This window comes from Cohnella sp. GCM10012308 (assembly GCF_042649185.1).
In the GTDB taxonomy this organism is placed as follows: Bacteria; Bacillota; Bacilli; order Paenibacillales; family Paenibacillaceae; genus Cohnella.
In genome coordinates this window covers 593587-608556 of sequence record NZ_JBHRYU010000001.1, presented here as the reverse complement: position 1 = coordinate 608556, position 14970 = coordinate 593587, and the positions used below count along the sequence as shown (strand labels likewise).

Annotated in this window: 11 protein-coding genes; all 11 read left to right on the top strand. The window is 62.4% G+C overall.

Features of this window, described 5'->3' with window-relative positions:
* Window positions 1-62 precede the first annotated feature (62 nt).
* The 11 genes from rsmH to murB all read left to right on the top strand — a co-directional run bounded on the left by rsmH (window position 63) and on the right by murB (window position 14954).
* Window positions 63-1037 (top strand): 16S rRNA (cytosine(1402)-N(4))-methyltransferase RsmH, encoded by a 975-nt coding sequence (gene rsmH, locus ACFOTD_RS02775; RefSeq protein WP_378115479.1) that lies wholly within the window; start codon window positions 63-65, stop codon window positions 1035-1037.
* A 93-nt stretch (window positions 1038-1130) separates the two neighbouring features.
* Entirely contained in the window at window positions 1131-1517 is a 387-nt protein-coding gene (ftsL2, locus tag ACFOTD_RS02770; RefSeq protein WP_378115477.1) for a cell division protein FtsL, read from the top strand.
* 52 nt (window positions 1518-1569) lie between these two features.
* Window positions 1570-3876: a penicillin-binding transpeptidase domain-containing protein gene (locus tag ACFOTD_RS02765; protein ID WP_378115475.1), complete on the top strand. Its 2307-nt coding sequence runs from the start codon at window positions 1570-1572 to the stop codon at window positions 3874-3876.
* A gap of 126 nt (window positions 3877-4002) precedes the next feature.
* Window positions 4003-5952, top strand: a complete 1950-nt coding sequence (locus tag ACFOTD_RS02760; protein ID WP_378115473.1) for a stage V sporulation protein D — start codon at window positions 4003-4005, stop codon at window positions 5950-5952.
* Window positions 5953-6232: 280 nt separating this feature from the next.
* Window positions 6233-7720, top strand: coding sequence for a UDP-N-acetylmuramoyl-L-alanyl-D-glutamate--2,6-diaminopimelate ligase (locus ACFOTD_RS02755; protein ID WP_378115471.1), 1488 nt, complete (start codon window positions 6233-6235; stop codon window positions 7718-7720).
* Window positions 7717-9195, top strand: a complete 1479-nt coding sequence (locus tag ACFOTD_RS02750) for a UDP-N-acetylmuramoyl-tripeptide--D-alanyl-D-alanine ligase (protein WP_378115469.1) — start codon at window positions 7717-7719, stop codon at window positions 9193-9195. Before ACFOTD_RS02755 ends, ACFOTD_RS02750 begins: the two co-directional genes overlap by 4 nt.
* Window positions 9195-10166 carry a phospho-N-acetylmuramoyl-pentapeptide-transferase gene (gene mraY / locus ACFOTD_RS02745; protein ID WP_378115467.1) on the top strand — a complete coding sequence of 324 codons (972 nt, stop codon included), beginning with the start codon at window positions 9195-9197 and terminating at the stop codon, window positions 10164-10166. Before ACFOTD_RS02750 ends, mraY begins: the two co-directional genes overlap by 1 nt.
* A complete protein-coding gene (gene murD / locus ACFOTD_RS02740) occupies window positions 10163-11605 on the top strand; it encodes a UDP-N-acetylmuramoyl-L-alanine--D-glutamate ligase (RefSeq protein WP_378115465.1) in 1443 nt (480 codons plus the stop codon). The genes mraY and murD overlap by 4 nt, the downstream gene beginning before the upstream one ends.
* 46 nt (window positions 11606-11651) lie before the next feature.
* Window positions 11652-12749 (top strand): stage V sporulation protein E, encoded by a 1098-nt coding sequence (gene spoVE / locus ACFOTD_RS02735; protein ID WP_378115463.1) that lies wholly within the window; start codon window positions 11652-11654, stop codon window positions 12747-12749.
* A gap of 4 nt (window positions 12750-12753) precedes the next feature.
* Window positions 12754-13863, top strand: a complete 1110-nt coding sequence (gene murG, locus ACFOTD_RS02730; protein ID WP_378115461.1) for an undecaprenyldiphospho-muramoylpentapeptide beta-N-acetylglucosaminyltransferase — start codon at window positions 12754-12756, stop codon at window positions 13861-13863.
* A 185-nt stretch (window positions 13864-14048) separates the two neighbouring features.
* A complete protein-coding gene (murB, locus tag ACFOTD_RS02725; protein WP_378115459.1) occupies window positions 14049-14954 on the top strand; it encodes a UDP-N-acetylmuramate dehydrogenase in 906 nt (301 codons plus the stop codon).
* Window positions 14955-14970: the final 16 nt, after the last annotated feature.

Below are 14970 nucleotides of genomic sequence, written 5' to 3'. Positions count from 1 at the left end.
CACCACTACATAGACAGAAGCAACCGATAGCATGACCGCGAGGGTTGCCGGGAGGCCATACTTTGTTCCACCACATCACCGTGCTTAAAGAAGAAGCGGTAGAAGGTCTGAATATCCGCGAAGACGGCATCTACGTCGATTGTACCTTGGGAGGCGCAGGACACAGCGAATTGATCGCTTCGCGTCTCGCCCCGGGGGGCAGGCTCATCGGTCTGGATCAGGACGACACCGCTCTCGCCCACGCGCGGGAGCGACTGGCGCCATACGGCGACATCGTGACGCTGGTGAAAAGCAACTTCCGGCATCTCGCGGACGCGCTGCGGCAAGCGGGCGTACCGGAAAAAGACGGCATGCCGCAAGTAGACGGCATTTTGTTCGATTTGGGCGTATCGAGCCCTCAGCTCGACGAAGCCGACAGAGGCTTCAGCTACAATCATGACGCAGAGCTCGACATGCGCATGGATCGCGGGCAGCCGCTCACCGCAAGAGAGATCGTGAACGAGTGGGACGAGCGGGAGCTGTCGCGCATCCTGCGCGATTATGGCGAGGAGAAGTTTGCGCGCAAAATCGCCCGCCATCTGACGGAAGCGAGGGCCAAGTCGCCGATCGAGACGACCGCGCAGCTCGCAGAGCTCGTGAAGACGGCGATTCCCGCCGCCGCGAGGCGTACGGGAGGCCATCCGGCGAAGCGGACCTTCCAGGCGATACGCATCGCCGTTAACGATGAGCTGGAGGCGTTCCGCGACGCGCTGGAGCAGGCGATCGATTGTGCCGCTCCGGGCGGACGCATCGCCGTCATTACGTTTCATTCGCTGGAGGACCGTATTTGCAAAGAGACGTTCGTCAAGGAAGTGCCCGCCAACATCAGCCCGCCGGGATTCCCCGTGACGGTCTGGGGCGAAGGCAGGCTGAAGCTCACGCCGAAAAAGGCGATCGTGCCTTCCGACGCGGAGCTCGAGTTGAACAACCGGGCACGCTCGGCCAAGCTCAGAATCGCGGAAAAGCTGGATCCGGACGCAGCGGACGAGCGCGGATAAGCTTCGCGTTTCGTCAATTAACGGCCGATTGCCGCAATTCAAATAGACAAGTAGACAAGCTGGAGACATCCAAGCGCGGGGGGAGCGAAGAACATGCGTTATTATGGCAATCTGGCGGTTCGCGAGGAGCGTCAGCCGGAGCAGAAAAAACAGCAGCGCACGGCGGCGCCTCAGACGGCGTCTTACGTTCGCCGCAAGAGCATTCCGGTCGGGGAGAAGCTGCTGTATCTGCTCACCGTGTTCGTATGCGTCGCCGTAGCGGGATTGATCTTGTATCGCAATGCGAGTCTGTACGAGATGAACCGCGACATCCAAAAAATTACGAGCGAGTACGAAACGGGCGCGGATCAAACGAAGGAGCTGCAGCGCGAAGTGGACAAGCTGCGGGATCCGGCGAGAATCGCGAAGCTGGCCGCCGAGAAGGGATACGGCTACGACAACGGTAAAAAGCCTTTGACGTTGTCCACGGACGGCAACTAACGGACGCGAGAGCCGCGGCCTTGAGTCCGAGCTTGAACGGAAGGTGAGGGAAATGACGAAACGAATCAAATTGCGAACGCTGCTGGCGGGAGGGGTAATTACCCTCCTGTTTGTCGCTTTATGGGGGCGAATCTACTGGGTACAGGTGGCGCACGCGGAATTCTGGTCCGAGCAAGCCCGCAGTACGTGGGTTACGACCAAGAAACTCGTCCAGGAACGCGGCACGATCTCCGACCGTACCGGCACGGTGCTGGCCGGGGATGCCGCGGCGTATACGCTCGCGCTTAGTCCCAAGATCATCCACCAGCTTGACGATGCCAATCCGCAGTGGAAGCTGATCGACCAGATCGCGGCCAAGGTGACGAGCGTGCTCGGCAAGCCCGAGACCGAGGTGCGCAAGATTATCGATGCGAAAACGAGCAAAGGCGTTTATTATTCCCAGCGCGAAGTGCAGCCCGAAGGCTGGAAGGTCGACAAGGAAGTCGCCGACCGCTTGACGGCCTTCCGCGACCAGATGCGCCAGCTGACAGGCAAGAAGGACGTCGGCATTTACCTGATCGAAGACAAAAAACGCTATTATCCGAACGGTTCGCTTGCTTCCCAGATCCTTGGCTATCAGAACAAGGAAGGCGTCGCGATCATGGGACTCGAGAAGACGCTCGACGAAGATCTAAGAGGCGAGGAAGGTTCCATTACCTACGTCAAGGACGGCAAGCGCACGCAGCTCGCCGACGGCGAGATCGAAGCGAAGCAGGCGGTCGACGGCAAAAACGTGACGCTGACGATCGACCGGGACATTCAGTATTATATGGAACAGGCGATGAAGACCGCCTACGCGCAGTACCATCCGCTCAGCATGACCGCGATCGCGGCGGATCCGAAGACGGGGGACATTCTCGGCATGGTCAGCCTGCCCGATTTCAATCCGAACAACTACTGGGATTACGCTAAAAACCTGTCCTCCTTCAAAAATAACGCGGTGCAGTCCATCTATGAACCGGGGTCCACGTTTAAAATCGTGACGCTGGCGGCAGCCGTTCAGGAAGGACTGTTTAATCCGAACGACAAATATATGTCGGGCACCGTGCAGATCCCGAAGTCCAAGCCCGTTAACGACATCAAGCGCGGCGGATGGGGCGAGATCACGTATCTGGAAGGCTTGAAGCGTTCGAGTAACGTAGCGTTCGTCAAGCTCGGATACGAGAAGCTCGGCAAGACGAAGTTCAAGCAGTATATCGACAACTTCGGCTTCGGCCAAAAGACGGGCATCGAGCTGGCCGGCGAGATCGCGGGCACGACGCAGCTGACTTGGGAACGCGACTACGCGGCGGCGACGTTCGGACAGGCCGTATCCGTCACGCCGATCCAGCAGGTCGCGGCGGTCGCGGCGGTCGCCAACGGCGGCAAGCTGATGGCGCCTCATATTATCAAGTCGATCTCGGATCCGAATACGGGAGAGAAGGTCGTGACCGAGCCCAAGGTCATCCGCCAGGTCATCTCGGAGCAGACGTCCAAAAAGGTCGGCGAGTACCTCGAGCAGGTCGTCAGCGATAAAGTAATCGGCACCGGGCGCAACGCCTACATAGAAGGCTACCGGATCGCGGGCAAGACAGGCACGGCGCAGAAGGCGCAGGCATCCGGCGGCTACGCCGAAGACAAGTTCGTCGTCTCGTTCATCGGCTACGCGCCGGTGGAGGACCCGAAGATCGTGCTCTACGTGCTCGTGGACGAGCCGGATGACAAGACGCTTGGCGGCGGTTCGGTCGCCGCTCCGATTTTCAAGGAGATCATGCAAAAATCCCTGCTCCACCTCGGGGTGCTGCCCGACATCCAAAAAGATGCGGACAAGGAGAAGAAGGACGACGCAGAGGCGACGCCGGCTCCGATCACCGCCAAAGTCGTCGACGTGACGAACTTAACGACGACGCAGGCCAAAAGCAAGCTGGGGAACAGCTCGTTCGAAGCGATCGTGCTCGGCAAAGGCGACAAAGTCGTGTCCCAGCTGCCCAAGGCGGGCACCGTCCTGCCGACCTCCCAGCATGTGTATCTCATGACCGAGAAAACGCTCGGTAGCGTGCCCAGCCTGAAGGGGCTGTCGCTCCGCGACGCGCTCGACATGTGCTCGCTGCTCGGCGCTTCCTGCACGGCAAGCGGCCAAGGCTACGTATCGGGCCAGCAGGCGACCAGGGAAGGCGACAAGCTTTCGATCGCATTGACGCTGTCGCCGCCGGCGGGTACGACGATTGCGCCGCAAGCGACCGAGACAACGGCCGGCAAGCAGGACCAAAGCGGCGCCGCAAGCGACGGCGCAGGCGCAGCGGACGTGGACGGCAGCGCGGTGGACGACGCGGGCGACTGACGCATCTTCGTCTAAGGCTACATCCGGTTAGGCAGGCATAAGACAGGCATAGCTTGTTCTAAGCCCCTTCTCCATGGAATAGGGTGGGAGTAACGCACCGATATTCCGGGGAGGGGGCTGACCTGCGTGAGAATCTCGCAAGTGACGGTGAGGCGGCGCTTGCTGCTGGCGCTGCTCGCAGTGGGGATCGGGTTTATGGCGCTGATCGCGCGCCTCGCATACGTGCAGCTGGTCAAGGGAGGCAAGCTGGCCGAGCAGGCGGAGGAGTCGTGGCGCCGCCAGATTCCGTTCGAGGCCAAAAGAGGAACGATCACGGACCGTACCGGCATCAAGCTCGCCTACAACATCAGCTCGCCGACCGTTTACGCGGTGCCGGCGCAAGTGAAGGACAAGGAAGGCACGGCGAGCAAGCTGGCCCCGCTGATCGGCATGGCGCAGGACAAGGTGCTCGAAATGCTGAAAAAGAAAGCCAGCAACGTGAACCTTCGTCCCGGCGGACGCAAAATTACGCTGGAGCTGGCCCAGCAGATTCGCGATCTGGCGCTGCCCGGCATTTATGTCGCGGAAGATAACAAACGCTTTTATCCGTTCGGCACGATGGCTGCGCAGGTGCTCGGCATTACCGGCTACGACAGCGGCCTGACCGGCGTGGAAAAGCAGTACAATCAATTGCTGTCGGGCACGCGCGGCAATATTTCGTTTCTGACCGACGCAGCCGGTCGGCAGATGCCCAATTCGTCCGAAGCCTACCAGCCGCCGCGAGACGGACTGACGCTGCAGCTGACGATCGATCAGAAGATCCAGTCCATCGTGGAGCGCGAGCTGGATCAGGCGATGCTGAAGTATCAGGCGGAGGACGTCATCGCCATCGCGATGGATCCGAAGACCGGAGAAATTTTGGCAATGGGCAGCCGGCCTACGTTCCAGCCCGACCGCTATCAGGAAGCGGAGCCGGAAGTATACAACCGGAATCTGCCGATCTGGATGACGTACGAGCCGGGGTCCACGTTCAAGATCATTACGTTGTCCGCGGCCATTCAGGAAGGCAAGGTCAATTTAAAAAACGAGACCTTTTACGATCCCGGCTACGTCGAGGTCGGCGGGGCGAGGCTGCGCTGCTGGAAAAAAGGCGGGCACGGCAGCCAGTCGTTCCTGGAGGTCGTCGAAAATTCCTGCAATCCTGGCTTCGTGGCGCTGGGGCAGCGGCTCGGCAAGGAGAAGCTGTTCGAGTATATTAAAAACTTCGGCTTCGGCAAACGGACCGGCATCGATATCGGCGGGGAAGAAAACGGTATCCTGTTCAAGCTTGCGAACGTCGGTCCGGTCGAGCTGGCCACGACGGCGTTCGGCCAAGGCGTGTCGGTGACGCCGATCCAGCAGATCACGGCGGTCGCCGCCGCGATCAACGGTGGCAAGCTGTTCAAGCCGCATGTGGCGAAGGCCTGGGTCAATCCTGATACGGGCGAGACCTTGCAGGAGATCGAGCCCGAGCTCGTGCGTCAGGTCATTTCGCCGGAGACGTCCAAGCAGGTGCGCGAAGCGCTCGAGAGCGTCGTGGCGCAGGGGACAGGGGGCAACGCGTTTCTGGACGGCTACCGTGTCGGGGGCAAGACGGGGACGGCGCAAAAGGTCATTAACGGCGTGTATTCGGCGAGCGAGCATATCGTCTCGTTCATCGGCTTCGCGCCGGCGGACGACCCGCAGCTGATCGTCTACGTCGCCGTCGACAACCCGAAGGGCATCCAGTTCGGGGGCGTCGTCGCGGCGCCGATCGTACGCAATATCATGGCCGACGCGCTGCCTTATCTCGGCGTAGAACCGCGCAAGGACCAGATCGGCAAGGAATACAAGCTCGGCGAGCTGCCGATGGTGAATGTGCCTAACCTCGTGGGCAAGTCGGTGACGGATCTGTACGAGGACATGAACATGAACTTTCAGCTGTCGGCCTCCGGCAAAGGGGATACAGTGCTGCGCCAGGCGCCCGAAGCCGGGCAGCGGGTGCAGAAGGGCTCGGTCATCCGCATTTATTTGGGCAGCGAGGGCGAGCAGGCGCCGGCGGCGGATGGCGCGGATTGAACCGAGGAAATGACGCAGGCCCGGCGATCCAGGTGTTATCGCCGGGAAAATCGGGTAACAGAGCTGGGGGAGCGGCGGCGAAAAGCGTCTTTTTGTTGGACCGCCCCCGGCGATAGCCGGTTGTCTGCGATTGATGCAGAGCGGACTGCCAAGTATTTCCTTGCCCTTGTTTGAAAAGCGCTCCTGGCGGATAATGTACGCATAGGAAAATCAAGCAACCTTTCTTTTTATCGAAGCTTAAAGCAGCAATTCTGCTGTAGTCCAAGGAGCTGAACGTACGATGCAACTGAATCAATTAGCCAAGGAACTGCTGCTGCATCGGATTGTCGGCGATGGCGGCGTCAATATTCAGGGGATCGAGGCGGATTCGAGAGCCGTGCAGGCGGGACAGCTGTTTTTCTGCTTGCCGGGACATCGCGTGGACGGCCACGATTTTGCGCCGCAGGCGCTGGAGAAGGGGGCCGCTGCGCTTGTCGTGTCGCGCGAGCTGCCGCTGTCCGTGCCGCAGCTGATCGTGCCCGACGTGAGACGGGCCCTCGCCGTGCTGGCCGACGGCTGGTACGGGCATCCGTCGCGCAAGCTGCGCCCGATCGGCGTGACCGGGACCAACGGAAAGACGACGACGACCTATTTGATCGAGCGTATCCTGAGCGATGCCGGCGTATCGCCGGGGGTTATCGGCACGATCGAAGCGCGATATGCCGGCGCGAGCTATCCGATGTCGGGGACGACGCCGGACATTTTGCCGCTGCAGCGTCTACTGGGCGACATGGCGGAGGCCGGCACGGACCGGGCGGTCATGGAGGTCAGCTCGCACGCGCTGGAGCAGGGGAGAACCTGGGGCACCCGTTTCAGGACGGCCATTTTTACGAATCTGACGCAGGATCACCTGGACTACCACGTGACGATGGAGGCTTACGCCGACGCCAAGGGGCTGTTCTTTTCGAGACTGGGCAACGATTACGGCGCCGGCCCCGAAGATCGCTCGTTCGCCGTGCTGAACGCCGACGATCCCGTCTCGGCCAAGTTCGCGAAGCTGACCGCGGCCGAGATCGTCGCGTACGGCATCGAGCGGGAGGCGGACGTGCGCGCCAAAAACGTGCGAATCTCGTCCCGGGGCACGTCGTTCGACGTAGAGACGTTCCGCGGATCCAGAAGCGTGCAACTGCGCATGGTCGGCAAGTTTAACGTATACAACGCGCTCGCTTCGCTATCGGCGGCGCTTTGCGAAGGCATCGGGCTGGACGCCGCCGTGGCGAGCCTCGAGGCGGTGCCCGGCGTGCCGGGTCGCGTAGAAGCCTTAGACGAAGGGCAGCCCTACGCGGTCGTCGTCGATTACGCGCATACGCCGGACGGCCTAGACAACGTGCTGCGCGCCGTGCGCGAGATTGCGGAAGGCCGAGTCATCTGCGTGTTCGGCTGCGGCGGCGACCGAGACCGGACGAAGCGCCCGATCATGGGCAAGATCGCGGCCGGTCTCGCGGACGTCCTGCTCGTGACGAGCGACAATCCGCGTTCGGAGGATCCGCTTGCCATTTTGCGGGATATCGAAGCGGGACTTAAGGAAGACGCGGTCGATCCGGGCCGATACGAGCTCGAGCCGGACCGCGGCGCGGCCATTCACAAAGCGGTTGAAATGGCCGGCCCCGGGGATGTAGTATTGATAGCGGGCAAAGGGCATGAGACCTACCAAATTATCGGCGGCGTGACGCACGACTTCGACGATCGGCTGACGGCGCGCGACGCGATAAGGAGCACGATGCTGTGATAAGAGCGACGCTTAGCGAAGTGGCCGCATGGTGCGGCGCGGAGCTGCAAGGAATGCCGGCAGGCGCGGAGCGCGAGATTGCCGGCGTATCGATCGACTCGCGGTCGATCGGTGCCGGGCAATTGTTCGTGCCGATCGCGGGAGACCGGTTCGACGGGCACGACTACATAGAGACGGCAGCAAGCGCGGGAGCGGCCGCCGCGCTTTGGCAGCGCGACCGGGCGCTGCCGGACGGCGCCGGACTGCCGCTGCTGCTCGTCGACGACACGCTCGTCGCCCTGCAGCGGCTGGCCGAGTCTTACCTGGCGAGCTGGAAGCCGAAGGTCGTAGGCGTCACCGGCAGCAACGGCAAGACGACGACCAAGGACTTGATCTATTCGGCGCTCGCCACCGTCTACCGGACGGCGAAGACCGAAGGCAATTTTAACAATCATATCGGATTGCCGCTGACGATTCTCCGGGCGGAACGCAATACGGAGGTTCTCGTGCTGGAAATGGGGATGAGCGGCTTCGGCGAGATCTCGCTGCTCTCCCGCATCGCAAGGCCCGACATCGCCGTCATCACGAACATCGGCGAGTCCCATCTGGAGCATCTGGGTTCGCGGCGCGGCATCGCGCAGGCGAAGCTGGAAATTGCCGAGGGACTCAAGGACGGCGGCGCACTGGTTTACAATGGCGACGAGCCGCTGCTTCGCGAGGAGCTTGCTTCGCCGGCTCGGCAGGCTGGCGCCGTCAGGACGATCACGTTCGGCGAGTCCGCGGCATGCGATCTGCGGGCGACGGACATCGCGACGGACGCGGAGCGCGCGACGTTTGCCGTATCGGCCGGCGTCTTGGCGGACTCGCAAGGCGACAGCGACAGTGTCCTTAGCTTAGAAGCGCAAGCGACCGAGGCGCAGGATTCGCGCTTTGCCGTGCCGATTCCCGGCCGGCACAATGCAGTCAACGCGCTGGCGGCGATCGCGGTAGCCCGGCTGCTTGGCGTCGCCGACGCGGACATCGCGCGCGGCTTGGCCGCAGCCAAGCTGACCGGCATGCGCATCGAGCGCGTCCGGGCGCAGAGCGGCGCGCTCGTCCTGAACGACGCGTACAACGCGAGCCCGGCTTCCGTGCGCGCGGCCCTCTCGCTCGTCGCGCAGCTGCAGGGCTACCGCCGCAAATGGCTCGTGCTCGGCGACATGCTCGAGCTCGGCCCCGACGAGGCCGAGTTCCACGCTTCCATCGGACGCGAGCTGTCGCAGAGCCAAGCCGACGGACTGCTGGCTTACGGACCGCTGTCCGCGCACACGGCCGAGGCAGCCGCGCAGTCGCTGCCGGCGGGGGCGGTTCGCCATTTCGCCGACAAAAACGAGCTGGCCGAAGCGCTGCTGGCGCTCGTAGCACCCGACGATCTCGTACTGGTGAAGGCTTCGCGCGGCATGCGTCTCGAAGAAATCGTGCGGCGACTCGCGGCAGGGAAGGAGGAGGGACACTGATGGATTACGCATCTACGCTATGGACGCTCGGCGTCTCCTTCCTGCTCGCCGTATTGCTCGGTCCGCTCTGCATTCCGATGCTGCGCCGGTTGAAGTTCGGGCAGCAGGTACGGGATGACGGGCCGCAATCTCATCTGAAAAAAACAGGTACGCCGACGATGGGCGGCATCATCATTCTGCTCGCGATGACCGTGGCGTTTCTGAAATTTTCGGACCGCGGCTGGCCGTTTTGGGCGCTGCTCGTCGCAAGCCTCGGCTTCGGCCTCGTCGGCTTCCTGGACGACTTCATCAAGATCGCGATGAAGCGCTCGCTGGGCCTTACGGCCAAGCAGAAGCTTTTCGGACAGCTTGTCGTCTCGATCGCGTTCTGCTTCATCATCCACCGGATGGACCTCAGCACCGCCGTCGGCGTGCCGGGGACCAATTGGTCGCTGGACCTTGGCTGGGCGTACTACATACTGGTCGTCATTATCTTTTTCGCGGCTACGAACGCAGTAAACTTTACCGACGGACTCGACGGCCTGCTGTCGGGGACAAGCGCGCTTGCGTTCGGCGCCTTCGCCATCGTGGCGCTTGAGGCGACACAGCAGCAGTCCGCGATCTTCTCGGCGGCCGTCGTCGGCGCGGTGCTCGGCTTCCTCGTGTACAACGCGCATCCGGCCAAAGTGTTCATGGGAGATTCCGGCTCACTCGGGCTCGGCGGCGGAATCGGCGCGGTGGCGATCCTGACCAAGACCGAGCTGCTTCTTATCGTGATCGGCGGCGTATTCGTGCTCGAGATGCTGTCCGTCATCATTCAAGTCGGTTCGTTTAAAACGCGCGGCAAAAGGGTATTCAAGATGAGTCCCATCCACCATCACTTCGAGCTCACGGGCTGGTCCGAGTGGCGCGTCGTAACGACCTTTTGGCTGGCCGGGCTCTTTTTCGCCGCGATCGGTCTGATTCTTTATAAGGGGATTGGGAACCTATGATGCCACTGGCGAATTACCGCGGCCGCAAGGTCGTCGTGCTGGGCCTTGCCCGCAGCGGCGCCGCGGCCGCCAAGCTGTTCCATCAGGCGGGCAGCGTCGTGACCGCGAACGACCGCAAGGAGAGGGAAGCCTGTCCCGAAGCCTCGGAGCTCGAGGCTTTGGGCATTTCTGTTGTTTGCGGCGGACATCCGGACGATCTGGTGACGCCCGACACGGCGCTGCTCGTTAAAAATCCGGGCATTCCGTATTCGGCGGCGCCGATCCGGCAGGCCGAAGCGCTCGGCGTGGAGGTGGTGACGGAGGTCGAGGTGGCGGGGCAGCTGTCTCCGGCCCCCATCATCGGCATTACGGGCTCCAACGGAAAAACGACCACCACGACGTGGACCGGCGAGCTGCTGTCCGCTGCCGGCCTCTCGCCGGTCGTGGCGGGCAATATCGGACGTCCGCTCTCCGACGCCGCGCAGGAGATCGGTCCCGAGGGCTGGCTCGTGGCCGAGCTGTCGAGCTTCCAGCTGAAGGGAACGACCGATTTTCATCCTCGGATCGCTTGTCTGCTCAATCTGGCGGAGACGCATCTTGATTATCACGGCACGATGGAAGACTATGTGTCGTCCAAGGCCAAGCTGTTCGCCAACCTGAGTGAAGGGGATACGGCAATTTATAACGCGGACGACGCCGTCTGCGCGGAGATCGGACGCGCGTCGGCCGGGCGCCAGTGGCCGTTTTCGCTCACCAGGCGGCTTGCGGTCGGCGTATCGGTCGCGCCTCCCTTTCCGGCGGCGGACGCCGAGGGAGCGTCGCAAGAGACGCAACCTGCGGAGCGGTGGATCGTCGCGCGCGACGAGAGCGGCGCGGAGACGCGTATCGTTCTCGTCGACAGGCTCGGCATTCCGGGCAGGCATAATTGCGCCAATGCGCTGGCGGCGGTTGCGATCGCGCTGGCGGCAGGCGCGGAACCTTCGGCGCTGCGTGAGCCGTTGGAGGGGTTCAAGGGGGTCGAGCATCGCTTGGAATACGTCGGAACCTTCCGCGAGGTGCGCTACTACAACGATTCCAAAGCGACCAATCCGACGGCGACGATTATGTCTGTCTCTTCGCTGCCGGCGCCGCTTGTATTGATTGCGGGCGGGCTTGACCGGGGCTCCGACTATCGCGAGCTTGTTCCGCTATTCCGCGATCGCGTCAAGGGCGTCGTCGCGCTCGGCGAAACGCGGGAAAAGATTCGCAAAGTCGCGGAGGAAGCCGGTTTAACGAACGTCGCGGTCGTCGAACCTGTAGAGGATGCCGCCGAGACGCTGAAGAGAGCCGTACTCGAAGCCGCCGCCATGAGCGGGCCGGGAGATATTGTGCTGCTCTCGCCTGCGTGCGCTAGCTGGGACATGTTTCCTTCCTATGAGGTAAGGGGGCGCATTTTTAAGCAATCGGCGCATACGCTGTAAGAAGGGGGCTCGTCCCCACTTCTTCGTTTGGCGAGGTGTCCGGTTTATGGCCAAGGTCCGCAAGGCCCCCGATATTTGGATGATCGCGGCGACGCTCGGCATTTTGGCGGTCGGCATCGTGATGGTATACAGCGCGAGCGCGGTAGCCGCCTTCCACGATTACGGCGACAAGTTTTACTACGTGAAGCGGCAGCTTCTTTTCGCCGCGCTCGGCATTTTCATGATGTTCGTGACGATGAACGTAGACTACAGCCGCTGGCGGCGGTGGGCGCTGCCCGGCTTGCTGCTGTGCTTCGGCCTGCTGCTGCTCGTGCTCGTGCCGGGCGTCGGCGTCGTGCGCGGCGGCGCGCGCAGTTGGCTGGGCATCGGCAGCTTCGGCATTCAGCCTTCCGAGTTTATGAAGCTGGCGATGATTTTGTTCCTCGCCCGTTTCCTTGCCGAACGGCAGCAAAAGCTCGTGTCGTTTACGAAAGGGCTTCTGCCGCCGCTCGGCATTTTGCTCGGCGCGTTCGGGCTGATCATGCTGCAGCCGGACCTTGGCACGGGCGCCGTTATGATCGGGGCTGCGCTCCTCGTCATCTATGCTGCCGGGGCTAGAATCGGGCATCTGGGCGGCCTCGCTTTGCTAGGCGTCGTAGGCCTCGTCGGCCTGATCGCCGCTGCGCCCTACCGGCTGCAGCGGATCACGGCTTTCCTCGATCCCTGGCAGGACCCGCTGGGCGCAGGCTATCAGTCGATCCAGTCGCTCTACGCGATCGGGCCGGGCGGACTCGTCGGGCTCGGCCTCGGCATGAGCCGGCAGAAATACAATTATTTGCCCGAACCGCAAACGGATTTTATTTTTTCCATTTTGGCCGAGGAGCTCGGCTTCATCGGCGGCAGCTTGCTGCTCGTACTCTTTTTGCTGCTGATCTGGCGCGGCATGCGGACCGCGATCGCCATCGACGATCCGTTCGGCAGCTTCCTGGCGGCGGGCATCGTGGGCATTATCGCCGTGCAGGTGCTCATTAACATCGGCGTCGTCATCGGACTGATGCCCGTCACGGGCATTACGCTGCCGCTCGTCAGCTACGGCGGCTCGTCGCTTACGCTGCTTCTGACGGCGCTCGGCATTTTACTTAACTTATCCAGATTTGCGAGGTGACGCTATGCGTATCGTGTTGACCGGCGGCGGTACCGGCGGACATATTTATCCGGCGCTCGCGATCGGCCGCGAGGTAGAGCGGCGCGAGCCGGCCAGCGAACTGCTGTACATCGGCACGAAGCGAGGACTCGAGAGCCGCATCGTGCCCGAACGGGGCGTGCGCTTTGAGAGCATCGACATTACGGGCATACGTAGATCGTTGTCCCTGGAAAATCTTCGCACCGCCCTGCGGTTCGTCCGCGGCGTGAGGCGCGCCAAATCGCTGCTGAGGGAGTTCAGGCCCGACGCGGTCGTCGGCACCGGCGGCTACGTATGCGGGCCTGTCGTCTATGCGGCGGCCAAGCTCGGCATTCCGACGCTGCTGCACGAGCAAAACGTCGTTCCCGGCCTGACGAACAAGTTCCTGAGCCGTTATGCGGACGCGGTCGCCGTCAGCTTCGCCGACTCCAAGCCGCATTTCGCCAGAGTCAAAAGCGTTGAATACGCGGGCAACCCTTGCGCGACGGCCATTCTCGGAGGAGATCCGACGCGCGGTTACGCCTCGCTGGGGCTTGCGCCAGGGACTCGCTTCGTGCTGATCGTCGGCGGCAGCCGGGGCGCGCAAACGCTGAACCGGGCGGCTGCGGAAGCGGCGGCCCAGCTTGGCGGATTGCCGGACGTGCACTTTGTATTTGCCTCCGGCGAGCGTTATTATGAGGAACTGCAGGCGGAAGTCGGCCGCATCTCGGACCCGTCGGTTGCGACCCGGCTCCATGTCAAGCCGTACATAAGCAATATGGCGGAAGTGCTTGCCGCGACGTCGCTCGTCGTCGGGCGCGCGGGCGCTTCGTTTATCGCCGAGTTCGCCGCGCTCGGCGTGCCGGCGATCTATGTGCCGTCGCCGAACGTGACGAACAACCATCAGCAAGCCAACGCCGAGAGCGTCGTGCGCGTCGGCGGCGGGATGATGATTCTCGAACGCGAGCTGAGCGGTGCGAAGCTCTATGAGGCTGTCGCAGACATCATGGGCGATGAGGCCCGCCGCGTCGAGATGGCGGAAGCAGCCAAGTCCATCGGCATGCCCGAAGCGGCCGGCGTTATTTACGAGCAATTGCAACGAATCGTCCGCCGTTAGCGGGCCGACGAGAATAGAAGGTCTGCGGGACCAAGGCTGTCGCGGCGGAAGTTGCGGCTGGCTAGGCAATTGTCACCATGCCGCGCGGCGCGACATACGATAGGGTGTGGTCGCGGCTGTCCGCAATGATGAGCCAGGCGCCATCGAACCCGCAGCTCCTTAGAATGAATTGGAGGAGATTTTGGATGGAGCAGTTGATCGCGGACCTGGAGCGGTCGTATTCGGGGGTCGTCAAAGTAAGCGAGCCGCTCGCAGCCCATACGACCTGGAAAATCGGCGGCCCTGCCGACTTGTTCCTTGTGCCGGCCGACGCGGAGCAGCTGGCTGCGGCCATCGCCGTCCTCCGCCGTCACGGCGTCCCCTGGACCGTCCTCGGACGCGGCTCCAACACGCTCGCTTCCGACAAAGGCGTCCGCGGCGCCGTGATCAAGCTGGGCGGCGGATTCGACGCGGTACGGTTCGAGGGCAATCTCGTTATCGCCGGAGGGTCGTATTCGTTCATCAAGCTGTCGATCATGGCCGGCAAGGAAGGGCTGACCGGTCTGGAGTTCGCCGGCGGCATTCCCGGCAACGTAGGCGGAGCGGTTTATATGAACGCCGGGGCGCATCATTCGGACGTATCGCGCATTTTAAAGTCGGCCGACATCGTCTGGGAAGACGGTTCGAAGGGGACGTACGGCAACGAAGAGTTGCGCTTCGGCTACCGTCATTCGATTTTGCAAGAGAAAAGGGGCATCGTGACCGAAGCGGTGTTCGCCCTGACGCCCGGAGACCGCAAGGAGATCGCCGCCATGCTGGCCTCCTACAAGGATCGGAGGCTGCGCACGCAGCCGTTGCAGCTTGCTTGCGCAGGCAGCGTTTTCCGCAATCCGGAAGGAGACCATGCCGCAAGGCTGATCGAGGCTGCTGGCCTCAAAGGTACTAGGGAAGGCGGAGCCGTCGTGTCGGAGCTGCACGCCAACTTTATCGTTAACGAAGACCATGCGACGGCCGAAGACGTGCTCGCCTTGATGGAACGCGTGAGACGTACCGTGAACGAACGGTTCGGCATTTTACTCGTGCCCGAGGTGCTACTGATGGGCGAGCGGTAATTCCGGAGGTGAATTC

What these genes read in the sequence shown, in the direction of transcription:
- ftsL2 (WP_378115477.1), top strand. Translation starts at nt 1,131, where the DNA reads ATGCGTTATTATGGCAATCTGGCGGTTCGCGAGGAGCGTCAGCCGGAG.
- ACFOTD_RS02765 (WP_378115475.1), top strand. Translation starts at nt 1,570, where the DNA reads ATGACGAAACGAATCAAATTGCGAACGCTGCTGGCGGGAGGGGTAATT.
- ACFOTD_RS02755 (WP_378115471.1), top strand. Translation starts at nt 6,233, where the DNA reads ATGCAACTGAATCAATTAGCCAAGGAACTGCTGCTGCATCGGATTGTC.
- mraY (WP_378115467.1), top strand. Translation starts at nt 9,195, where the DNA reads ATGGATTACGCATCTACGCTATGGACGCTCGGCGTCTCCTTCCTGCTC.
- murD (WP_378115465.1), top strand. Translation starts at nt 10,163, where the DNA reads ATGATGCCACTGGCGAATTACCGCGGCCGCAAGGTCGTCGTGCTGGGC.
- spoVE (WP_378115463.1), top strand. Translation starts at nt 11,652, where the DNA reads ATGGCCAAGGTCCGCAAGGCCCCCGATATTTGGATGATCGCGGCGACG.
- murG (WP_378115461.1), top strand. Translation starts at nt 12,754, where the DNA reads ATGCGTATCGTGTTGACCGGCGGCGGTACCGGCGGACATATTTATCCG.
- murB (WP_378115459.1), top strand. Translation starts at nt 14,049, where the DNA reads ATGGAGCAGTTGATCGCGGACCTGGAGCGGTCGTATTCGGGGGTCGTC.